Consider the following 22260-nt stretch of genomic DNA (forward strand, 5'->3'; position numbering starts at 1 on the left):
ATAATTACTTATCTTCTTTTGCTTTAGTGATAGACAAAGCCAGTTCTTCAAGAGCGGCTGGATTGGCAACACTTGGAGCATCCGTCATCAAACATGCTGCTGCAGTTGTTTTAGGGAATGCAATAACGTTTCTGATATTTTCCGTACCACATAACAACATAACAAGTCTGTCTAAACCAAAAGCAAGACCAGCGTGAGGAGGCGTACCGTATTTTAGTGCATCCAATAAGAAGCCAAACTTAAGCTGCTGCTCTTCTGCATTGATACCAAGAATGTCAAACACTGCTGCCTGTATTTTTGCATCGTGAATACGAACAGAACCGCCGCCAACTTCATAACCGTTAAGCACCATATCGTAAGCATTTGAATTTGCTGCTGCAGGATTTGCTTTCAGTTCTTCTGGAGACACATTCAATGGTGAAGTAAATGGGTGGTGCATGGCTGCCAAGTTACCTTCATCATCTTCTTCAAACATTGGGAAATCAACGACCCATAAAGGAGCCCATGCTTTACCATTGGTAATCTCAAAATCCTTACCGACTTTAAGACGAAGCGCACCTAAAGCTTCAGATACAACTTTTGCCTTATCCGCACCAAACAAGATGATGTCGCCTGAGTCCGCACCTGTTCTTTCAATGATCGATGCAATAATTTCTGCATTAAGGAACTTAGCAATCGGTGACTGTATGCCGTCAATGCCAGCGTCTTTGTCATTCACCTTAAGCCAAGCAAGACCTTTTGCTCCATATACAGCAGCAAACTCACCGTAACCATCAATTTGCTTACGAGTCATTGCAGCACCACCAGGTACTTTCAATGCAGCAACACGACCTTTATCATCATTAGCTGGTCCTGAGAACACTTTGAATTCAACGTCTTTTACAAGATCAGCAACATCAACTAATTCCATTGGGTTACGCAGATCAGGTTTATCACTACCAAAGCGGCTCATCGCTTCGCTAAATGGCATGACAGGGAACTCACCTAATTCAACATCCAATAGCTCTTTCCACATTGAACGAATCATTTGTTCGGTAACGCCACGTACCTGATCAGCCGTCATGAAGGAAGTTTCAATATCGACTTGTGTAAATTCAGGCTGACGATCTGCACGCAAATCTTCATCACGGAAGCATTTAACAATTTGATAATAACGATCAAAACCAGACATCATCAGTAGCTGTTTAAATAACTGTGGTGATTGAGGTAGAGCGTAGAATTTACCTTTATGAACACGGCTAGGAACTAAATAATCGCGCGCACCTTCTGGCGTTGCTTTGGTTAGAACTGGAGTTTCAATATCCAAAAATCCATTGTCATCCAAAAAGCGACGAACAAAACTCGATGCTTTCGCTCTCAGTTTGATTCGGTCACTCATTTCCGGACGACGCAGATCAAGATAACGATATTTTAGACGCTGCTCTTCTGAGTTGTTCTGGTTAAAGTCTAGAGGCAATACGTCTGAACGGTTAATGATTTCTAGGCTGGTTGCCAATACTTCAACTTCACCCGTTGCCATATCTTTATTTGCCTGACTTTCAGGACGAGTACGGACTTCACCTTCAAGACGGATACAGAATTCGCTTCTCAGTTGGTTTGCAACTCCAAAAACGTCCGCCATATCTGGATCGACAACTACCTGAACAATTCCTTCACGGTCTCTCATATCAATGAAGATCAATCCACCAAGATCGCGACGACGGTTAACCCAGCCGCACAACTCTACTTTCTGTCCCGCAAGAGACTTGTTCAGGTGACCACAATAATGGCTACGCATAATGAAATTCCCAATAATATCTCTAAAATTTAAACTTCCATTACCGAAAAGGGTCGGTAACATAACAATATCTACGTTATACGCTTATTAGCTTATGAATTCGAGTAATCGCAGTAATATAATATAGAAATATTATCACTGCCTATTCAGTCGGCTAACAAACCGACATTAAGCTCAAAAATCAACCAGATTTAAGCTTCTAATAACGTTAACGTATAGATGATAAAAATTGTCGCTGATTATAGCGCTAAATTTCGAATAACTACAAAATCAAATCAACAGTAAATCGAATAGCATATGACAAACGCTCCATTAAAAATGGGTCTAACGATGTGGTCTCACGCCCCTTGGCAGGAGTCTCTGTTCGGAGCAGGGACAAAATCCACAGATCGATTACATAAGTACGCTCACTACTTCAACACAGTTGAAGGAAATACGACGTTCTACGCGACCCCCTCGTTGGCAACTGTCCAAAACTGGAACAATGCCACTCCAGATGACTTTCGCTTTACCTTCAAACTGCCCAAAGGAGTAACTCATGAAGGGAATCTGATACACAAGAAGGCACAATTATACGATTTCCTTTCCATCATGGATCCGCTTAATGACAAAATTGGATTATGGACTATTCAGCTTCCGGCAAGCTTTTCTCCAGAGATGTTAAATGAATTAAAGAGTCTAATTAGCTTTTTTCCTAAACATGCACCCTTAGCGATAGAAGTCAGACATCCCGGCTTTTTCGATAAAGGAGAATCCGAGAAGCAATTTAATCGGTGGTTAATAGAAAAGAAAATTGATCGGATTATCATGGATAGTCGCCCTATTTTCTCGGTGCCAGCAATAAATAATGCTGTACTTACCGATGCACAACAGAAAAAACCCAAAGTTCCAGTTCATGCAATATCGACCTCAGACAATCCTATGGTTAGGTTTATCGGCCTACCAACCCCCGAAGACAACCAAACATTTGTACTACCTTGGGTTGCGAAAATAGCGGAATGGATATCAGCAGGGAAAACGCCCTATTTGATGATACATACTGCAGATAACGACTTTGCGCCAGAGCTGGCGATTTCATTTTACAAACAACTATCAGACCAGTTGCCCCTCCCTGCTCTGCCTGAACTATTAAACAGTCAAAAAGATGCACAAATAAAGATGTTTTAATAGTCGGTAGACTAATGACATCGATCCGAATTTTTTCTAGAATACGCCGTTTTCTAATTTATCTGAGTGGGTTTTGAACCAACACTCAGAACTCTCATCTAGAGGCTTCAAAATGGCAAATAAAGACACCATTTTTTCAGCGCCAATTGATAAAATCGGTGACTTCACTTTTGACGAGCGAGTAGCTGAAGTGTTTCCGGACATGATTCAACGGTCTGTTCCTGGTTACAGCAATATTATCTCAGCGATTGGTATGCTCTCGGAACGCTTCGTTACAAAAGATTCTAACCTGTATGACCTTGGGTGTTCTCTGGGAGCGGCAACGCTGTCGATGCGTCGACACGTGCAGCAAGACGGGTGTCGAATTATTGCTGTAGATAATTCGCCGGCAATGGTAGAGCGCTGCAAATTGCATATTAACGCTTATCGTTCGGACACTCCAGTTGATGTCATTGAAGCAGATATAAGAAATATCAACATTGAAAATGCCTCAGTAGTCGTACTCAATTTCACCCTGCAATTCTTATCTCCCGAAGATCGGTACACCCTTCTGGAGAATATTTATAAAGGCCTTAATAAAGGTGGAATTTTAATTATCTCTGAGAAGTTTGTTTTTGAAGATTCATCCTCCAACGAGTTATTGATAGACCTTCATCATGATTTTAAAAGAGCTAATGGTTATAGCGAACTCGAAATAAGTCAAAAACGCACTGCGATAGAAAACGTGCTACGCTCTGACTCTATTTTAGAACATAAAAAACGATTGCTTGATATAGGTTATGATTCTGCTGAAGTTTGGTTTCAGTGCTTTAATTTTGGCTCAATGTTCGCCATAAAATAACTTCCTAAAGTAATAGGCTAAATTTACATTTATCAGGACACGCTTAGATGTTCAACTTTTCAAATATATATAAACTGATTGCTGAAGACCAAGCTTTACAACCATGGTTAAACATCTTGCCTGGCCAATTGACAGCCTGGCAAAATGAGGATCATGGCGATTTTGAAAGATGGTTAAAGGCTCTGGACAAACTTCCGGACTTCAAACCCGATAATATCGAGTTGAAAGACGAAGTTCGACTATCTTGTATCGAACCAATTTCGTCTTCTCAGAAAAACAAAATCGAAAATCTGTTAAAAACATTCCACCCATGGCGCAAGGGCCCTTACCACATCCATGATATTCATATCGACACGGAATGGCGCTCAGACTGGAAGTGGGACCGTGTAATGCCACACATATCCCCATTGAAATACCGTAAAGTCCTCGATGTTGGCTGCGGAAATGGGTATCACATGTGGCGTATGCTTGGCGAAGGTGCTCAGCTTTGTATTGGGATTGATCCCTCTCATCTTTTCCTTTTGCAGTTCGAAGCGATCCGAAAATTAATGGGTAATGATCAGAGAGCTCAGCTATTACCCTTGGGTATAGAACAGTTACCAGAGTTAGAAGCGTTTGATACTGTTTTCAGTATGGGTGTCTTATATCACCGCAGGTCACCTCTGGATCATATAATGCAGTTGAAAAATCAGTTAGTTTCAGGAGGAGAGCTTGTTCTTGAGACTTTGGTTATCGAAGGTGATGAGAATCAGGTACTCGTACCTTTCGATAGATATGCGCAAATGCGAAATGTCTACTTTTTTCCTTCTGCTAAAGCGCTTAAAGTATGGTTAGAAAAATGTGGTTTTGTTGATGTTACTATTGCTGATGAAAATATCACTTCGGTTGAAGAACAACGTTCGACTGAATGGATGAAAAATAATTCATTACCTGAATATCTTGATGCGGATGATCCAACTAAAACGGTTGAAGGTTATCCTGCACCAAGGCGAGCAATTTTAATCGCACGTAAACCATAATTTACAAAACGCTAACTATCAGGAATGATATACAGGGTACGCTATATACCACTGAAGATAATCTTCGTAAGTAGTAAAGCATCAATTCAATTGGAAAAATAGTAAGGCAATCAATGTTAAAACTATTTAGCGTTGCGGTGGTTCTGACTTCCTTAATGGGCTGTTCAGCTATGAATGCTGAGCAATATCACAAGGCAACATTAAAAGCCATTGAAACATCAGAAAATAAAATTGGCGATCGTATTACCAATTTAGAAGGCAAACTTAATAATCAAACCGACTATATTGATAGCTTGGAATATGAAATTTCCATGTTAAAACAACAAGTCGATAAATTAAATTCGCTGACTTATATGGGAAACAGTAGTCAAACAATTAAAATCACAAATAAAACTCAATCTGCGGCTGCACCAATTCCTGAGCATGAAGTTGTTTTAGGTTCAGTAGAAAAAGTGACAATAGACGCCGTGAATAAAACACTCGATGCACGTGTAGATACAGGAGCCAAAACATCATCGATCAATGCCGAAGATATTGAGAGCTTCGAGCGCAATGGTGAAGAATGGGTTCGTTTCCATATTGCCAATGATAAAGATGAGAAAAAAGAGTGGATTGAAGCGCCAGTCGTAAGGAACGTTAAAATTAAACAAGCGTCCAACGAAGATGGTGAAAAACGTATCGTCGTTAAACTTTGGGTTACTGTCGGTGATATTCACGAAAAAACGGAATTTACGCTAGCTGATCGTTCTCAAATGTCTCACCCAATTTTATTAGGAAGAGAATTTATTCGAGACATAGCGCTAGTCGATGTGAGCAAGGAATATATTCACACAAATAAGAACGCAAAAACTCAGACGAAAAAGAATAATACTAAATAATAAAATATAGGTTTTTAGCATGACATCTCGGATTCCATTATATATTTCGATTGTCGCCCTGATCGTGCTCGGTGTATATCTGACACTTTTCAGGCACATTACTTACGGAGTCCCTTGGACTCCGGGCGAAACTAAAAAAGTGTGGGAAGTAGAAGCTCGGGTCGAGTTTGGCGCACTAGGTAAGCCAGTAAAAGTTTCATTAGCAGCCCCGGAAACTCAGGATGGTTTTACTCTTCTGAATGAGTCGGCGTCCTCTCCAGGCTATGGTGTTTCTTATATTAACCAAGATAATAGTCGCCGAGCAGAATGGTCCATTCGTAAGGCGGACGGTCCACAGGTCATCTACTACAAAGCGCAATTTCTAGTTGACCCGAATGCTGTAGCAAATAAAGATGCTCCAAAAGATCCTGTCGAAGCCCCCTCTTTTGATGGCCCTGAAGCTGTCGCTGCCCAATCGTTAATTCAACAAGCTGAAGAAAGATCGTCTGATGATGTCACCTTCACCAGAGAATTAATCAAAGCAATTAATGACACCAACAGTCAAAGTGCCCAGTTACTTCTTGATAAACAAGAAAAGTACCAAGTTATCGAGAAGATCCTGTCATACGCTGGCATTCCAAATAAAATCATTGGCGTTCTTCAGCTAGAAGATGGTCGTCGTAGACAAGCAATAGAACCAATGAACCAAGTTTGGAACGGTTCTAAATGGGTTCTATTTGATCCGACTACTGGTAATCAGGGCGAAAATTCGAACCTGCTAATCTGGGATGAATCTAATGTCTCACTATTAGATGTTATTGGTGGTCAACACAGCCGAGTCCAATTCAGTATGATACAGCAAGATGTATCAGCAAATCAGGCGACGACGAGTAAAGTGAGTGCAGACAATCTGCTCAACTTATCCATCCACAGTCTTCCACTGGAAGAGCAAGCAATGTTTAAAACCATTATGCTCATTCCTATCGGTGCACTGATTGTGGTTTTCCTGAGGGTAATTGTGGGCCTGAAAACATCCGGTACCTTCATGCCTGTATTGATTGCGGTTGCTTTCGTACAGACTCAACTTCTCCCTGGTATCATCGGTTTCTTACTTATTGTCGGTACGGGTTTGATCATTCGAAGTTACCTCTCGAGGCTAAACTTACTGCTGGTCGCTCGAATATCTGCTGTCATTATTGTGGTAATTCTTATCATCTCTATGTTTACCGTGCTTTCCTTTAAGCTCGGAATCACTCAGGGTCTGACCATCACGTTCTTCCCTATGATTATCCTGTCATGGACTATTGAACGTATGTCTATTCTTTGGGAAGAAGAAGGGGCAAAAGAAGTCATGCTGCAAGGTGGTGGCTCTCTTCTTACTGCAATCTTGGTTTATTTGGGTATGACTAATAGTTATATTCAGCATTTGACCTTTAACTTCATTGGACTTCAGTTGATTGTCTTATCGTTTATCCTCCTTCTCGGTACCTACACTGGTTATCGCATTAGTGAACTAAAACGTTTTAAAGCATTAGCTGAGGACGAATTATGATAGGTTTGAGTCGTTACACCACCCCTTTTAAACTCGCGCAAAAGGGAATATTGGGGATGAACAAGCGTAACCACAGTTATATTGGTAGATATAATGATCGCTCAAAATACCCGCTGGTTGATGACAAGCTAAAAACTAAGATTATTGCTGAGCAAGCAGGCTGCAATGTCCCTGAGTTAATTGGTGTCATTACCACCCAGTATCAGGTTAAATCTATTCATGACATGGTCAAGAACTGGCCTGGCTTCGTAATTAAGCCTGCTCATGGTAGCGGTGGTAAAGGCATCCTCGTTGTTACCAGCCATGATGGAAATACCTATGTAAAGCCCTCTGGGGCGACAATCAGCCGTGATGACGTTGAACGACACATCAGTAATGCACTCGCGGGACTCTTCTCCCTCGGTGGCAAGAATGACGTTGCGGTGGTGGAAAACCTGATTCAGTTTGATGACTGCTTTGATGGTTTTAGCTATGAAGGTGTTCCTGATGTACGTGTCATCGTATTTAAAGGCTTCCCGGTCATGTCCATGATGCGACTCTCTACAGCGGCATCAGATGGTAAGGCCAACCTTCACCAGGGAGCTGTCGGTGTAGGCTTGGATATGGCGACAGGTAAAGCTGTTAAAGGAGTCCAGTTCGGTCAACCCGTAACTGAACATCCAGACACAAAACGGAAACTGGCTGAGCTAGAAGTTCCCCATTGGGAGAAGTTACTCCTATTAGCCTCCAGTGCCTGGGAAATGACAGGCCTTGGTTATATGGGCACTGATATGGTTTTAGATAAATCCAGAGGCCCTATGGTGCTTGAGCTGAATGCTCGTCCAGGTTTAGCTATTCAAATTGCCAACGGTGCGGGACTATTACCAAGGCTTAAGAAGATAGAGAAACTTGGTGCTGATTATCAGATCCCTTCAGTTGAAGAACGTGTAGCCTATTCAATGAAGCATTTTAAAGTAGAGTCCGAACTGGAATAATAGATATATCTATCTGACTTATAAATACGGATGAGAAAACAAAAAGAGGAAGCAGTTGCTTCCTCTTTTTTATTAGTGAACCTGAGGTTCTCCTACCTGACTTTCTGATTTGCTGCCAAAGCCCTTTAAGCCCACAACATGAACATGTTCCCGGTCCTTAAATACTTTACGTACCAGCTTGTAGGTCGTCCCCTTCTCTGGGCTGATATTCTCTGGTGCCGCGATAAGTAATTGCATGTCGAGCCTATCACACAGCTCAAATAGCGTGGATATCGATTTAGCATCTAGGCGCGCAGCTTCATCCAGGAACAACAATCGACATGGTACGATATCTTTACTTCTCAAGCGGCGTGATTCTTCTTCCCAGCTTTGTACAACCATAAGAAGAATCGACTGACCGGTACCAATCGCCTCACCAGTCGAAAGCGCACCTGATTCGGCCTGTAGCCAACCATCCGAGCCACGATTTACCTCAACGCTTAGCTCCAGATAATTTCGATAATCGAGTAGTTCTTCACCAAAGATTTGTGGTGAACGCTGTCCTAAATCAATGTGAGGATTGACGCGTTGGAAGAGTTTGGCCATCGCTTCAGAAAAAGAATACTTGGCACTCTCAAACAAGTCTTTATGCTGTGACTGTTGTTCCGCGAGACTGGAAAGCAGCGTTTCGTGACTTTCACGAACTTTCACATTTAACCTTACACCATTAACCTGACCAAAATGGATATTAGACAAGCCTTGGTTTAACATTCGAATACGGTTTTCTTCACGCTGTATCGTCTTACGAATAATACTGGAAACAGAGTCCGAGCTAATCGCCAAACGCATCTCTCTCTGGTTCAATTCTTCAGTTAGACGAGCGAGCTCAACTTCCATTTCTTCGATAGCTTCAACCGGATCATCAGTGCGAATGATATCTTGGCGAATACGCTCCCTCAGATGCTGGTATACAGCGATATAGAACAGCACTTTCTTCTCTGGACGCGCATTGTCTTCCGAATGACGCAATACATCCCGCAGGATCTCGTTATTAGCGACGGCGATTCGCAATGAACCCAATGCTTTATCTGACATAGAACGCAATTCATCGGCGCTCAAATAAGCAAGCTCACGCTTATTGAGCCTGCGATCAACGTCGTTCTGTTTCGCAAGTTTCAGTACTGCACACCAGCCAGCTTTTGCATTAACGACAAACTTCCGAGTGTCACCATACTCTTTCTTCACTTTCTTGAGTCGTTTGGTCAACGCTGACATTTCTAGCTCAGTCGCCGTTATTGTTCGCTCTATTTCGGTTCGACGTGTGCGAATTGTACTTAACTGAGCATACAATTGTGACTTACGCTGTTCAGCGCGTTCCAGTGCTGAATCATCAGCATTAACCCCATACTCTCCAAGCTCTTGCTCAAATTCTTGTACTGTCTCAAGTTTTGACTGATGAGCACTCTTCAATGACGCTAATAGTTGGTTGCATTGATTAAGCTGTTGTTGATTCACTTTTAAGTCTTCTCGAGCTTTTGCACGACGCTCTTCAGCAATTAATAACTGTTGTTTTAACTGCTCACTTAATTCAGAACTGTGATCGGCAAGACTGACTGACTCTTCATAGTTCAGGTGATGCCTGCGTTCGTATAGATTACTAAGAGAGAAAAGCTTACGTTTAAGCTCCTGTAGCTCCGCATCCGCCTTTTGATAACGCGCATCTAAAATGTCTTTTTCTTCTGGATCCACTTCCAGTCCAGATACACAGGTCTCGAGCAACTCAATGGTTCGGCCATACTGTTGATTATATGCTTTTGCTTCGTCTATTCTCTCAAGCTTTAGCTCAAGATCAGCTTGCTTTTCTATTAGTAGTTCTGATTCCTCCAAGCCATCAATATTACGCATGATTTTATCTAGCGCATTTTGTGCTCTTTGATTTTCAGAGATAGATGACTTCAGCTGTTCTTCCTGACTGACAAGTGCTCTTAGTTTTGGCTCTAACGACGACAACTCTTTACGTTTTATGTCTATCTTCGCTTCTGGATCATCGTTAAATGCGACTGAGATATGATGAGATACAAACTCATTAAATGCCTGATATTGACGATGTAGCTTTTGTGAGTCAAAAGCCGCTTTTGCATGTAACTCAACCACATCATCACGTTGTTCACGCAGCAACTCCAAGCGATGTTCTCTTGCAGCTCGACCAAACAAAGGAATTTTAGGAAAGCGAGAATATCGCAGTTGTCTATCATTCAGCTGAACACAGACTGCGCCATCGAGTTCTTCAGTGTTGAAGCTGCTGTCATCAAACGCATCAACATCGCCTTCGATAACATAAATATCATCGGGACAGTCTTCTAAGTTATTCAGTGATTCTTTTACTCCGTCAAGATCACTAACAACAATAGCGTGACGTGCAGGACCGTACATCGCACTAAAATATGGTGCGTCTTCCATCGTAATATCGTCATAGATTTCAGAAAGTAGTACGCCACCTAACGAATCAGCTAAGGCCTTTAGCCTAGGGTCATTTGCGCCACCAGGAGAAGCCAGCCTTGAAATTTCTTGCTCCAACGTTTCTCGTTTGCGATAGAGTTCTTCCTTACTCGACGTTTGTATTCGTTCTAACTCTAGAACTTTCTGCATTTCGGTCAGAACACCAGCCTGAGACTCGAACGTAATGTCTCTCTGCTCTTGCAGATGTTGTAGCGATCGTTGGGCTTCAATCCACGCTGGAGCGATTTTTTGTAGCTCAGAAACTTCCGAGTTACACTGTTCTATCTTCGCTGAAACTCCACGTCTTTCTTCTCGGACTTCCTCTAACGAACGCGCTAATTCATCAGCGGTCGCAGAAGACCGTTCAAGCTCAAGTTCAGCCTCTTCTGCATTATTAATTTCTACTTGATGCGCCTGTTGATATTGATCACGTAACCCCACTACTTCAGCAGCAGTTTTCAGGCGGCTCTTTAATGTCACTAAACTATCTCGCCACTGAGATTCATTTTCCAATAGACGCTCATTAGATAACTTTTCATTCAGTGCCTTTTCGGCGAGCGTCTTAGCTTCCGAACGCGCCGCGTCAGGATACACTTTCAGCACCAATTGGAATGCCTTATCAAAGTTATTCGCTGCCGCAGTAACGATATCAAGCTTATGCTTAGTAGAAAGCAGTTCATCAGTTAACGAAGACTGCTGTTGGTTCAACTCAGAGATATAATCTGAAATCGTATCAACTGATAGTGAATCATCATTGAGATCACTCTTTGCTTGTACCAACAACTGGTAAGCCTGCTGATACTGAAGGGCGCGAGTCTGCTGAATATCCAGAGCTTGCTGATAATCTGCAAGTTGCGTTTTCAGGCTATCGACTTCTTCTTCAAAGTGGGCAAATTGTTCTTCACCCGACATCACTTTTTCGTGAGCTTCTTCGACAACCATCACCTGTTCTTCAAGACGATATTGTAGCTCTTCAAGATCTTCACGGTAGCGCTCGATTTTTTCTTTCTGCCGTAGCGCTGACTGAACCAATTGCAGGTGATCACTAGCGGATTGATAATCTAGCTCCGCCCCACTCTCTTGTTCATTTAGTTCAGAAAGCTCTTGAGCTACGCTCTGCAGTAATTCATTTTGTTCGAGTATTGTGGATTGAGAGGACAACAGCTCTTGGCGAAGTTCGAGTGCACTCGCTAGTTTAATGCGACGTTCATTTGCATGTCGCATATAGTCCGCAGCCACGTAGTTTGTTGATTCCGTGATCAAGTGTTTGAACAAATCACGGTCAGCTTGCGTTGTTTTAATTGCTTCAAGCGTCATGCGGTTTTCACGCAATGCAGATTCCATATCTTGGAACGCTTTTTTTACGCCACCATTCTGCGGTAACAAATAATCACGTAAAGAGCGAGTAATTGCACTGGAGATACCGCCGTACAATGAAGCCTCGATCAAACGGTAAAACTTAGCTCGATCCGAACTAGACCTTAATTTCTTTGGCACCACGCCAAATTCAAACATTTGAGTGTGATAATCAACGATTGAATTAAAGGTTTTGAAATGTACGCCTTCTATCGATGAGACGACATCTTTAACTTCATTTAATTGGCGTACACGTGCCTGACCTGATGCCAAGGTTTCGGTTAATATATCCGTTGGACGTGTGCCACTTGGTAACCCTTGGATCAAGAATGGCTTAATATCAACTTTTTTATCGCGACCGGCGACTTGTTGAAGTTTCACGACAAACATCAGGCGCTGTTTTTTTGAATTGACAACATCTAAACACGAATAACAAGTTCCGGGTTGAAGTTTTCCGAACAGCCCCTTATCTCTCGACGCCTGAGAGCTGCCAGCTTCGGTTGTATTACGGAAATGCAACAAGCTTTGATCGGGAATCAACGCGGTGATAAACGCAGCCATTGTTGTGGATTTTCCCGCGCCATTTCCGCCAGATAAGGTTGTCACTAAATCATCGATATCGAAGGTGCGTGCAAAAAAACCATTCCAGTTAATCATTGTTAGTGATTGATATTTACCGCGTTCAATCATACTTCATCCTCTGCACGTACTGCTGCTTCTCTATCTTCTTCGTCTTCTGATTCGTCTTCACGACGTTCAAGTAAGTTTTGCTGGCTTGGTGAGGTATTGGCGTCATGCACAACCGCCTCCCCGTCTCGAATCAACCTTAACTGTACTTGTTTAGGGTCCTCACCCGTTCTGACATCGGCACCGAATCGAAATACGGCTTCTGTAATTCTAAACTTGGCTGTATCACCAAGAGTAATGATCATCCCCATGCGCTTTAGGCGTCGCAGAGAACCTCTAACCTTGTCAAACAGTTTTTCTTTGTCTAAATCAGTCCCACCAGCACGATTGGTTGACAGCTTCATGAGTTTCGTTTCATCACAAAGTGTCATCAATTCCTCAAACATTTCCTGTTGAGTAAAAATACCTTCATGGGCAAGACGTTCAGGACTCAAATACAAAAAGCACAGTACTTTACCGACTAACATGTCTAACTCAGACAGAACACTGCGGTTAATCAACGAAGTAGAACGTGGACGTAAATAGAAAAAACCCTCAGGCGCTCGTACTAATTCAGTGTTATAACGCTGATAAAAAACAGATAATTCAGTTTCAAATTCCAGTAGAAATGCATGATTATCCAAATCATCCGTGGAAATGTGTCGTCCCGCTCTCAAAACACTATCAAGTGCTGGGAATAAAGGGTTAGAAATTGCTTTTGCCAGTTTCTCTGGCATATAGTCATTAATATCTGTCGATGACATTTGCTTGTACCTTTGCGCCATACTCGTTGATGGCCTGCCAATCTGGTTGAATAGCTCTAAAGTCGGACTCTGAATAGCCAAGCCTTACTGCCTGGTCAATCACGATTCTTGCTAAATCAAAGTGATGTGTTTGTGGATGCTGAGCGAGATAGTCCTTTAAAACCCGTCCCAAATCGAGTGGCGTTCCCTCAGCTTTATGAACAGAAAGCATATCGCCGATCTTTTCCGAGAGTTGATTGCTGACTTCTTCATACTCTTCAAATTCCAATTCCTGAGGTACTGCTCCCATCACTTCTTCATCGCGAAGTACTAGAGCTTCGTCTCTCATGTCTTGTAATCGTTCTGCATCAGCGTAAGTAAGAAGCCATGGACGTTCAAAGAAACCATTGATGGATTCGCGTAGACGTTGGCTAAAAGCTCTATTCTGGTCCATATCGATTGCCGTTCGAATGAACTTATGCACGTGGCGATCATAACCAATCCATAAGTCAATGGCTTGTTGACCCCAACTGATAATACGATCGAGTTTTATCTGCAGGGCAAACAGGATCTCAGAGATGAAATCGAGTTCACTTTTTCCCTGAACAGCATCTTGAATATCTAGGATTTGCGTTTGGAGTTTATCACCGGCAGCCTGCAGCGTATCCTGCAGCTCTTTCAATGTAGTGGATGTTTCTGACAGAAGATGTTCACAATTGTGAATAGCCTCTCTCCAATCTTTATCCAGAAGTTCAGCAATCTGGTCTTTGACTTCCTGCTGTTGTTCATCCATGACTCTCTGATTCATGTCTATCTGATCGAAGATTTCCGCAACTGAGTACTTGAGGACACCGTATACATTTTTCTGCCAATGACCAATCGAGCCATCGTTTTCAGCCGCCTCTTTTGCTTTGCTCATTTCATCCGCCAGCATCGCCAACTGGATGGACAATCGAAGCTTGGAAAATTCTCTATGACGAATGTAATGATCGGTAATCCCAATCGCTAAGGGAGATAAACGATAAATACTGTTTCCTTCATTGAGCTCGCTCGTAAAGCGACGAAGGAGACGTTGGTTAACGAGTTCATTTATTGCATTATTTGCTCGGTAACCGGACGCCTCACCAGTGTCTTCGAACATTACCGATACAATCTTAAATGCATCGTGTAACTCACCTTCACCCAGCTCTTCATCAAACTTGTCATCATTTAACACCGCAATTGCAATAAGAAATGCAAGTCGCTCAGACGTCAAATTCAGTGCAAAATTATTCTTTTGTACCCAATCAACTAATTCATCTATGGGCTTTTGTTGTCTTTCTTGAGTCACTTCTATCACTACTCAACCTAAATTATAATTTTCGTGCCCAAACATGGATGTAACGTCCCAGAGATAAAAAAGGCTCCTGACGACAATACATGCGTTCCAATTCAATGAGATCGTCATGCGTGTATTCACCCATGTTTTGTTTGTTGCCAATATAGTCGGTAAAAGATCGAATACCTGAACGGCCTTCGATTGCAAAGCCACTTTCCTCTATCCAACGATAGACATCGTCCGGTATCAACCCTTTCTGTGGTTGAAGTTTAAAGCGTTTTCTAAACGGCATACCATTTAACACGTGCGGAATATTGCCACAAATCGCATTTTTGAGTACGAGACCATGCTGATTGTAGAACATAATTGACACGACACCGCCGGGACGAACAAATTTGAGCAATCGCTTCAAAACCCCTTCAGGATCTTGCAGCCACTCCATCACAGCGTGGAAAAGCACAAAATCTCGCGATCCATATTGCTCTTCGGGTAATTCCTGCACTGAGCTATGAACAAAAGTAAAATTCTGCATTAATCCATTTTTTGTAATATCGTCTTCCGCTAACCTGAGCATCTCAGATGAAACGTCACAAAGCGTTATGTTATGCCCCTGCACGGCTAATTTTTGTGATAGCTGAGCCAGTCCTCCACCTGCATCTAGCACGTTAAGAGGAAAACTATCACTTGCAAAAGTTTGTAAAATTTGCTCAAAATCTTCCCAGACAATGACTTGGCGAACTTCGCCTTTGTCAGAGCCATATATATTTTTTGCAAATTTGTGGGCAATATCGTCGAAATTGCGATCTTCAGTCACTTTGGTTTAAGTTATGATAACTAATCGTGCGTTTATTCTGTCATAGGAATGGCAATAATAAAGAGGGATTCTGCGATTTTAATATCAACTGATGTTTTTTCGGGCTATTTTCTATGTTTGAATTGAAAAAAATTCTCTCTGCATTGGTAATGCCGATGCCAGCTTTACTTATAATCGGCTTTCTCGGGCTGATGCTAGTGATGTTTACAAGCAAAAGAAAAACAGGTTGTCTTATTGTTTTAATTTCCTACGTCACTCTGTTTTTAGCTTCTTTTCAACCAGTGTCATCTCGTTTACTCATGCCTTTGGAGCGACAATATCACGCATTTCTTCCCGTTGAGGGTAACATAAACTACATCCTTGTTTTAGGCAGTGGACACGTCGTGGATGACTCCATTCCACCCACCTCTGAAATTAGTCGTACCGCTTTAATGAGATTAACGGAAGGGATAAGAATCAATCGAATGTATCCAGGTTCCAAGTTGATTTTGTCAGGTTACGATGGCGGCACGTCGGTAAGTCACGCGAGAATGCTAGCCAAAGTGGCGCTATCTCTCGGCGTAGCGAAGTCAGATATCGTGCTGATGGAGTCAGCTCGTGATACCTGGGAAGAAGCACACCAAACAGCGAGCTACATTGGTAATTCGAGGCTCGTGCTTGTCACGTCAGCGGCTCATATGCCAAGAGCTATGACAGAATTCGAAGAGGCTGGATTAAGTCCAATACCAGCACCAACCAACTATTTAGCGCAAAAAGATATCGAGCAACCATGGACCAAATACACACCAAATGCACAATATCTGGAACAAACAGAAATATTTTGGCATGAGCGATTAGGTAAGGTTTGGCGAATATTGAAAAACTGGGCAGCAACACAAGAAGAGACCGTGACGCAAAAGGAAATGACAACGCTTCAATAATCTAATTAATCAAATTGTCACAATATTATGTTTTATCGGTTGCGCGAACGTTAAACGACGCTTAGAATCTTGTGTCTAATTTTATCAATCGATAATTCAATATTTGTTCAAAACCGCTTTTAGAGCGGTTTTGTTATTTTAATGCTTCAAGGCCTCGCTTTTTATACACTATTGAATATTAAGGCCATGTTGAGCAGTGCTGCTGATGATCATCAGTAATCAATAGGACAAGAAGATATGGCTACAATAAAAGACGTCGCTCGCCTTGCAGGCGTATCAACGACAACAGTCTCTCACGTAATTAATAAAACTCGCTTCGTTGCTGAAACTACCCAAGAAAAGGTAATGGAAGCAGTCAAATCCTTGAACTATGCACCAAGCGCAGTCGCTCGCAGTCTAAAATGCAATTCAACCAGAACTATTGGTATGTTGGTCACTCAATCTACCAATCCGTTTTTTTCCGAAGTAATAGATGGCGCTGAGAGTTATTGTTATCGCCAAGGTTATACCCTAATACTTTGTAACACTGGTGGGATTGAAGAAAAACAGCGGGACTACATTCGTATGCTTGCAGAAAAACGCGTTGATGGCATGTTGGTTATTTGTTCTGATCTCACTGACGAACTGTTCACGATGTTGGATGCATACACCGATATTCCAAAAGTGGTTATGGATTGGGGTGCTCAAAATAGTCACGGTGACAAAATCATAGATAACTCCGAAGAAGGTGGTTATCTAGCTACAAAATACCTTATTGATCATGGTCATGAACATATCGCTTGCTTAAGCGGCCATCTATCGAAGCCAATATGTCAGGAACGTATACAAGGCTTTTGCCGTGCAATGACAGAAGCTAACTTACCTGTTGTTGAAGACTGGATTTTGGAAGGTAACTTTGAATGTGATACCGCCGTTTTAGCCGCTGATAAAATTCTGGCAATGGACAATAAGCCTACAGCTGTTTTTTGTTTCAACGATACAATGGCTCTCGGGCTCATGAGTCGTTTGCAACAAAGAGGCGTTAAAATTCCAGAAGAAATTTCTGTAATTGGATACGATAATATTGAGCTGGCTGAGTACTTTTCACCTCCTCTAACCACTATTCATCAACCGAAAAGACGTGTTGGTAAAAACGCATTTGAGATTTTGCTCGAGCGAATAAAAAACAAAGAGCACGAACGCCGTGTGTTTGAGATGAAACCAGAAATAGTAGAACGAAATTCAGTTCAAAGAGTTGCTAAGCGTTAGATTTCATAAGATATTTAGCTTTCACTTATATATTAAAAACTTACCATTCCGATAATCTATCTTTACCAGTTGCTGTCCTAAAAAAATTGGACTAGAATCACAAAGTGAGTGTTATTAAGGATACGATAACGCTCACAAAATCTGTGTCACGTATTAGGGCAAACCTACTGAAAAGTGGGGACGCAAAGCTTCCGGCCTTACTGAGTATTACTCACAGGTAGCGGGGTTGCCAATCGCAGAGAAAAAATCCTATGCAATTGATTGCTAGTTTCTCGGACCTTATTCGGTGACGGCGGAAAAAGAACTTACCGAGATAGATGATAATGAAAAAACCAATACTTTTAGACTCAATGAGATTGTTTGAGCCTCTTGGCGAGGTGAAATCTCGATCAATGTTCGGTGGATTTGGCATCTTTGTTGATGACACTATGTTTGCGTTAGTCGTAAACGACCAACTTCACATAAGAGCAGATCAAAAATCGAAAAAGCAATTTAGCGATAATGGCTTAGAACCTTATGTCTATTCTAAAAAGGGGTTCCCTGTCGTAACAAAATACTTCGCTCTTCCAGACAATTACTGGGAGTCTCCGCAAAATATCTATCATATGGGCGAAGCGGCACTCTCTTTTGCTAAAGATGAAAAAAAGCAGCAGTCTCAAACTAAACCTCAGCGGCTCAAAGATTTACCCAATTTGAGATTGTCTATCGAGCGAATGCTGAAGAAAGCGGGTATAAAAACCGTTGACGAGCTAATTGAACAAGGTTCAGTAAGAGCTTACCGTGCAATTAAGGACACCTCCCCTTCTGATCCATCCCTAGAGCTACTATGGGCTCTGGAAGGCGCTATTGAAGGCATTCACTGGTCTGTCATAACACAAGATCGTCGGGACGAACTTACCAAATCTCTTTAGCAATAACTTAATATCGTTGAGATGAATAAATCTCAACGATATTGGGAAAGAAATTCTTCTGCTATCTGATTAAACCTGTCTGGTTGTTCGATATTGCAAACATGGCCACAATTTACCATCACCTTTAGATGGCTCGTTTCATGACGACTAACATTTTGCACTACTGCCTCTAGAAAGAACCGATCTTTATCCCCCATTATATAAATTGTTGGGGCTTGCGGAGCTAGTTTTCTGTGGCGCTTGAGAATAGTTTGAGCGTCTTTGGTCAGTGCAAACCAACGTTTAAATTCTTCTTTATTAAGCTTACGTGCTTCATTGATGAAGATATTTCTGGCTTCTTTTTGGCATCGTTGCGGCATTACGACAAACGCAAAAAAACGATAGAGCCACATGTAAGGAAGAATATCTTTGAATAGGTTCCCAATCGTAATCAAACCTTGAGCATAGCAGTTCAGCTTTACTGTTGCTCCAGCTAATATCATTGTCTTAACCAACGCGGGCCTTATTTCAATAAGAGTTCTAACGATGATAGTCCCCATGGACATGCCAACGAAATGTGCACTTTTTATATTTAGGAAGTCAAGCAAGTCGATGACGTCTTGGGTAACTAGAGAAAAGGAATATCGTTGAGAATTATTATTTGGATCACGTGAGGTGGACTCCCCATGCCCTCTGAGATCAACGAGAACGATGTTATAGTATTGACGGAAATATCTGACCTGTTTGAACCAAGTAGCACTACTGCCGCCAGCCCCATGAATAAACACCAGCCAATCTGCGTTTGGCGCACAAATATATGTTTTGTGGTGTAAGAGGCTAGACTTCATAAAAATTACTAAGAGTTCTGTCAGTTAAGAATCGCAGAACTTTAGCATAAAAAAGACGCCGTAGCGTCTCTTAAATTCTAAATTAGGGCTTCATGATACATTTTGATGTATTCAGTCGCAGCGTCATCCCAACTGAAGTTCTTGCTCATCGCACGCAATTGAATTTCATTAAACACATTCTTCGATTGGAGATAGAGAATTAGTGCTCTCTGCATTGTGATCAGAAGTGCTTGAGCTGAAGGCTCGACGAAACTAAAGCCCGTGGCTTGATCGGGATTTTTATCATAATCAATGACAGTATCTTTTAGCCCTCCGACTTCTCTCACTATAGGTAAAGTACCATAGGCCATACTATAGATTTGATTCAGACCGCACGCTTCAAACTCTGATGGCATGAGGAAAAAGTCAGATCCTGCTTCAACCAAGTGGGCAAACTCGTTGCTGTACGCCTCCAGAAAAGCGCATTTATCAGGAAAGCGCGATGCAATGTGGTGTAGCTGATTAGCCATTTCTGGCTCTCCTGTTCCCACAATCGCAATCTGAACATCATTCTTTAAGAAATCGTTTAAGATCGGGAGCAGGTAATGAAAGCCTTTTTGATGGGTTAACCGGCACACCATCCCAAATACAGGTACTTCCTTATGGGGTAAATGAAAAGCCTCTTGTAACGCGGCTTTGTTTATCGCCTTCCCCTTTATCATAGAGTCTAGGTTACCCTCATAATGCTGCGGTATATACTCATCAGTGACAGGGCTCCATTCTGAGTAATCGCACCCGTTTAGAATACCATGAAGATCCTTTGCTCTTCGTACGAAGTCGTCGACCAAACCGTGAGAGCCCAATGGTGTCAACAGCTCCTTTGCATAGTTAGGGCTAACCGCATTGACTTTATCCGCATAAGCAATGCCGGCGCGCAGCATACTGATATAACCATAGCCATAATGCAGGTGTTCCATTCCAGACACGTGTAACTCGGGTATTAACTCTAGCTCATTGAAAGAGAAGATCCCCTTGAACATCGCGTTATGAATGGTAATAGCACTTTTCATTTTTCCGAAGTAATCATCCTGAGCGTAACGCGTTTTCAATAAAAATGGGACGAGTCCCGTATGCCAGTCATTTGCATGAATTATGTCAGGCTTAAAACCGAGTTTTGGTAAACAATCCAATGTTGCCGCAGAGAAAAAAGCAAACCTATCTCCATTATCCGCGTAGGCTCTATTATGTTCCGAATAAAGCTCTGGACGATTAAAATATTCATCGTTATCGACTAAGAATACCTCTATCCCATTAAACTCAGCCTTTCGGATCTGATATCGCGTGTGCGGCCAATAGGCCAATTCAGTATCGAGAATAACTGGGCAGCCATCCTTTCCCGGCACAGATCGATAACCTGGCATAACCACTTTAACCGACATTCCCTGAGCTTTTAAAGCCATAGGGAGTGCTTTAGCAACGTCAGCCAATCCCCCTGTCTTAACAATCCCTTGAACCTCAGAAACCGTAAACCATATGTCGATTTGTTCCATCTTTAAAATCCAATTTTTGAGCCTTTAGCGATAACGACGATGCCATTGGGTGAAACGTGAAAGCGCTTGCGATCCAATTCAAGATCTTCGCCAATAACCATACCCGGCGCAATTTCGACATCTTTATCAATTATTGCTCGCTTGATGATGCAGCCTTCACCAATTTTAGTGTCACCTAGAATGACGGATTCACTAATAATTGAGCCAGCAGCAATATTACTTCGATAGCCCAGAACAGATTTGTATATTTCACTTCCCTGAATGTAGCTACCACCAGAAACTAAACTATCTGTTATCTTAACTCTATGATTATCAACGTCAACAAATGTTGCTGGTGGTAAGGGTGGATAGTAGGTATGTAGTGGCCAGCTACGATTGTACAAAGAGAATTCAGGGTCTTTGCCTAAAAGATCCATGTTCGCAGCCCAATACGAATCGATAGTTCCAACATCTCGCCAATATTGATCCTTTTCACCTTTAATTTTATTGGTTGAGAAGTCATAAACATAGACATCACCTTGAGGGTACAGTTTAGGAATAATATCTTTGCCAAAATCATGGCTGGAATCAGGATTAACGGAATCTTCTTTAAGCTCCGTATACAGTGTTTTCGCATCAAAGATATAGTTTCCCATTGAAACAAGTACCCAATCTGGCTCGCCCGGAATACACTTAGGGTTATCAGGCTTTTCCTGAAAGCCGACCATTTTACCGGTTTCGTCTACCTCTATAATTCCGAACTGCGATGCTTCGGAAATCGGCATTCGAATTGCTGATACTGTTAGTTTTGCGTCAGTCGATCTGTGATAATCCAGCATCTGCCGCACATCCATTTTATAAATATGATCTGAGCCAAAGATACAAACGTAGTCCGGATCAGATAATTCTATAAAGCGAATATTTTGATAAATAGCATCGGCGGTCCCCTCATACCAACGCTTCCCATCACGCATTTGTGCCGGAATCACGTCTATAAAACGATCAGTAATTCCCGAAACATGCCAACCTTTCTTCATATGCAAATTGAGCGACTGCGACTTAAACTGAGTCAAAATGTAAATACGCATAATGTCCGCATTGACAAAATTGTTTAACGCAAAATCGATTAACCTGTAGCTACCACCAAAAGGTACAGACGGTTTGCTTCGGCTCTCAGTTAAGGGTCTCAAACGAGATCCTTCCCCCCCAGCCAAAATCATACTCAATACACCAGCCATGACGTTCTCCATCCATCTACTTACTTTTCATTTTTCACACCATCCG

General features: G+C 42.0%; 17 protein-coding genes and 1 riboswitch. Of the genes, 9 read left to right on the top strand and 8 right to left on the bottom strand.

Annotated features, from left to right (window positions below; genetic code table 11):
- Nucleotides 1-4 precede the first annotated feature (4 nt).
- Nucleotides 5-1777, bottom strand: coding sequence for an aspartate--tRNA ligase (gene aspS, locus EES38_RS16295; protein WP_124938278.1), 1773 nt, complete (start codon nt 1775-1777; stop codon nt 5-7).
- Nucleotides 1778-2074: 297 nt separating this feature from the next.
- On the opposite strand from aspS, the gene EES38_RS16300 reads away from it, so the two are divergent.
- The 6 genes from EES38_RS16300 to EES38_RS16325 all read left to right on the top strand — a co-directional run bounded on the left by EES38_RS16300 (nt 2075) and on the right by EES38_RS16325 (nt 8187).
- Nucleotides 2075-2944 carry a DUF72 domain-containing protein gene (locus tag EES38_RS16300; protein ID WP_124938279.1) on the top strand — a complete coding sequence of 290 codons (870 nt, stop codon included), beginning with the start codon at nt 2075-2077 and terminating at the stop codon, nt 2942-2944.
- A gap of 112 nt (nt 2945-3056) precedes the next feature.
- On the top strand, nt 3057-3785 hold the full coding sequence (cmoA, locus tag EES38_RS16305; protein ID WP_124938280.1) for a carboxy-S-adenosyl-L-methionine synthase CmoA: 729 nt from the start codon (nt 3057-3059) through the stop codon (nt 3783-3785).
- A gap of 47 nt (nt 3786-3832) precedes the next feature.
- Nucleotides 3833-4804, top strand: coding sequence for a tRNA 5-methoxyuridine(34)/uridine 5-oxyacetic acid(34) synthase CmoB (cmoB, locus tag EES38_RS16310; protein ID WP_124938281.1), 972 nt, complete (start codon nt 3833-3835; stop codon nt 4802-4804).
- Nucleotides 4805-4917: 113 nt separating this feature from the next.
- Nucleotides 4918-5682 carry an ATP-dependent zinc protease family protein gene (locus EES38_RS16315; protein WP_124938282.1) on the top strand — a complete coding sequence of 255 codons (765 nt, stop codon included), beginning with the start codon at nt 4918-4920 and terminating at the stop codon, nt 5680-5682.
- 19 nt (nt 5683-5701) lie between these two features.
- Complete coding sequence (locus tag EES38_RS16320; protein ID WP_124938283.1) at nt 5702-7213, top strand: inactive transglutaminase family protein; 1512 nt, start codon at nt 5702-5704, stop codon at nt 7211-7213.
- Complete coding sequence (locus EES38_RS16325) at nt 7210-8187, top strand: alpha-L-glutamate ligase-like protein (protein WP_124938284.1); 978 nt, start codon at nt 7210-7212, stop codon at nt 8185-8187. Before EES38_RS16320 ends, EES38_RS16325 begins: the two co-directional genes overlap by 4 nt.
- A gap of 72 nt (nt 8188-8259) precedes the next feature.
- Here EES38_RS16325 and mukB read toward each other — a convergent pair whose 3' ends face one another.
- Genes mukB through cmoM form a run of 4 tightly spaced genes read right to left on the bottom strand, consistent with a single transcriptional unit; the run spans nt 8260 to nt 15562 of the window.
- Nucleotides 8260-12711 carry a chromosome partition protein MukB gene (gene mukB, locus EES38_RS16330; protein ID WP_124938285.1) on the bottom strand — a complete coding sequence of 1484 codons (4452 nt, stop codon included), beginning with the start codon at nt 12709-12711 and terminating at the stop codon, nt 8260-8262.
- Nucleotides 12708-13451 carry a chromosome partition protein MukE gene (gene mukE, locus EES38_RS16335; RefSeq protein WP_166434294.1) on the bottom strand — a complete coding sequence of 248 codons (744 nt, stop codon included), beginning with the start codon at nt 13449-13451 and terminating at the stop codon, nt 12708-12710. Before mukE ends, mukB begins: the two co-directional genes overlap by 4 nt.
- Complete coding sequence (gene mukF / locus EES38_RS16340) at nt 13432-14769, bottom strand: chromosome partition protein MukF (protein ID WP_124938287.1); 1338 nt, start codon at nt 14767-14769, stop codon at nt 13432-13434. The genes mukE and mukF overlap by 20 nt, the downstream gene beginning before the upstream one ends.
- Nucleotides 14770-14782: 13 nt before the next feature.
- Nucleotides 14783-15562 carry a tRNA uridine 5-oxyacetic acid(34) methyltransferase CmoM gene (gene cmoM, locus EES38_RS16345; RefSeq protein WP_124938288.1) on the bottom strand — a complete coding sequence of 260 codons (780 nt, stop codon included), beginning with the start codon at nt 15560-15562 and terminating at the stop codon, nt 14783-14785.
- 113 nt (nt 15563-15675) lie between these two features.
- On the opposite strand from cmoM, the gene elyC reads away from it, so the two are divergent.
- From elyC to EES38_RS16360, 3 genes are all read left to right on the top strand, one after another.
- Nucleotides 15676-16482, top strand: a complete 807-nt coding sequence (gene elyC / locus EES38_RS16350) for an envelope biogenesis factor ElyC (RefSeq protein ID WP_124938289.1) — start codon at nt 15676-15678, stop codon at nt 16480-16482.
- 237 nt (nt 16483-16719) lie between these two features.
- Entirely contained in the window at nt 16720-17730 is a 1011-nt protein-coding gene (purR, locus tag EES38_RS16355) for an HTH-type transcriptional repressor PurR (protein WP_124938290.1), read from the top strand.
- 147 nt (nt 17731-17877) lie between these two features.
- Nucleotides 17878-17964: riboswitch (cyclic di-GMP riboswitch) on the top strand.
- A gap of 89 nt (nt 17965-18053) precedes the next feature.
- Entirely contained in the window at nt 18054-18641 is a 588-nt protein-coding gene (locus EES38_RS16360; RefSeq protein WP_124938291.1) for a TfoX/Sxy family DNA transformation protein, read from the top strand.
- A gap of 32 nt (nt 18642-18673) precedes the next feature.
- Here the strand turns inward: EES38_RS16360 and EES38_RS16365 are convergent, their stop codons facing one another.
- The 3 genes from EES38_RS16365 to glgC all read right to left on the bottom strand — a co-directional run bounded on the left by EES38_RS16365 (nt 18674) and on the right by glgC (nt 22226).
- Nucleotides 18674-19468 carry an alpha/beta fold hydrolase gene (locus EES38_RS16365; protein ID WP_124938292.1) on the bottom strand — a complete coding sequence of 265 codons (795 nt, stop codon included), beginning with the start codon at nt 19466-19468 and terminating at the stop codon, nt 18674-18676.
- Nucleotides 19469-19545: 77 nt separating this feature from the next.
- The gene (glgA, locus tag EES38_RS16370; protein ID WP_124938293.1) at nt 19546-20997 is read right to left on the bottom strand and encodes a glycogen synthase GlgA; all 1452 of its coding nucleotides are present in this window, start codon (nt 20995-20997) and stop codon (nt 19546-19548) included.
- A gap of 2 nt (nt 20998-20999) precedes the next feature.
- Entirely contained in the window at nt 21000-22226 is a 1227-nt protein-coding gene (gene glgC / locus EES38_RS16375; RefSeq protein WP_341824586.1) for a glucose-1-phosphate adenylyltransferase, read from the bottom strand.
- Nucleotides 22227-22260: the final 34 nt, after the last annotated feature.

Source organism: Vibrio viridaestus, assembly GCF_003856525.1.
Classification (GTDB): domain Bacteria; phylum Pseudomonadota; class Gammaproteobacteria; order Enterobacterales; family Vibrionaceae; genus Vibrio; species Vibrio viridaestus.

Bases quoted from the DNA above. Each gene is read 5' to 3' on its own strand.
- mukE (WP_166434294.1), bottom strand. From the start codon at position 13,451: ATGTCATCGACAGATATTAATGACTATATGCCAGAGAAACTGGCAAAA.
- EES38_RS16300 (WP_124938279.1), top strand. From the start codon at position 2,075: ATGACAAACGCTCCATTAAAAATGGGTCTAACGATGTGGTCTCACGCC.
- EES38_RS16315 (WP_124938282.1), top strand. From the start codon at position 4,918: ATGTTAAAACTATTTAGCGTTGCGGTGGTTCTGACTTCCTTAATGGGC.
- aspS (WP_124938278.1), bottom strand. From the start codon at position 1,777: ATGCGTAGCCATTATTGTGGTCACCTGAACAAGTCTCTTGCGGGACAG.
- EES38_RS16325 (WP_124938284.1), top strand. From the start codon at position 7,210: ATGATAGGTTTGAGTCGTTACACCACCCCTTTTAAACTCGCGCAAAAG.
- cmoB (WP_124938281.1), top strand. From the start codon at position 3,833: ATGTTCAACTTTTCAAATATATATAAACTGATTGCTGAAGACCAAGCT.
- elyC (WP_124938289.1), top strand. From the start codon at position 15,676: ATGTTTGAATTGAAAAAAATTCTCTCTGCATTGGTAATGCCGATGCCA.
- EES38_RS16320 (WP_124938283.1), top strand. From the start codon at position 5,702: ATGACATCTCGGATTCCATTATATATTTCGATTGTCGCCCTGATCGTG.
- purR (WP_124938290.1), top strand. From the start codon at position 16,720: ATGGCTACAATAAAAGACGTCGCTCGCCTTGCAGGCGTATCAACGACA.
- cmoA (WP_124938280.1), top strand. From the start codon at position 3,057: ATGGCAAATAAAGACACCATTTTTTCAGCGCCAATTGATAAAATCGGT.
- EES38_RS16360 (WP_124938291.1), top strand. From the start codon at position 18,054: ATGAAAAAACCAATACTTTTAGACTCAATGAGATTGTTTGAGCCTCTT.
- EES38_RS16365 (WP_124938292.1), bottom strand. From the start codon at position 19,468: ATGAAGTCTAGCCTCTTACACCACAAAACATATATTTGTGCGCCAAAC.
- mukB (WP_124938285.1), bottom strand. From the start codon at position 12,711: ATGATTGAACGCGGTAAATATCAATCACTAACAATGATTAACTGGAAT.
- glgC (WP_341824586.1), bottom strand. From the start codon at position 22,226: ATGGAGAACGTCATGGCTGGTGTATTGAGTATGATTTTGGCTGGGGGG.
- glgA (WP_124938293.1), bottom strand. From the start codon at position 20,997: ATGGAACAAATCGACATATGGTTTACGGTTTCTGAGGTTCAAGGGATT.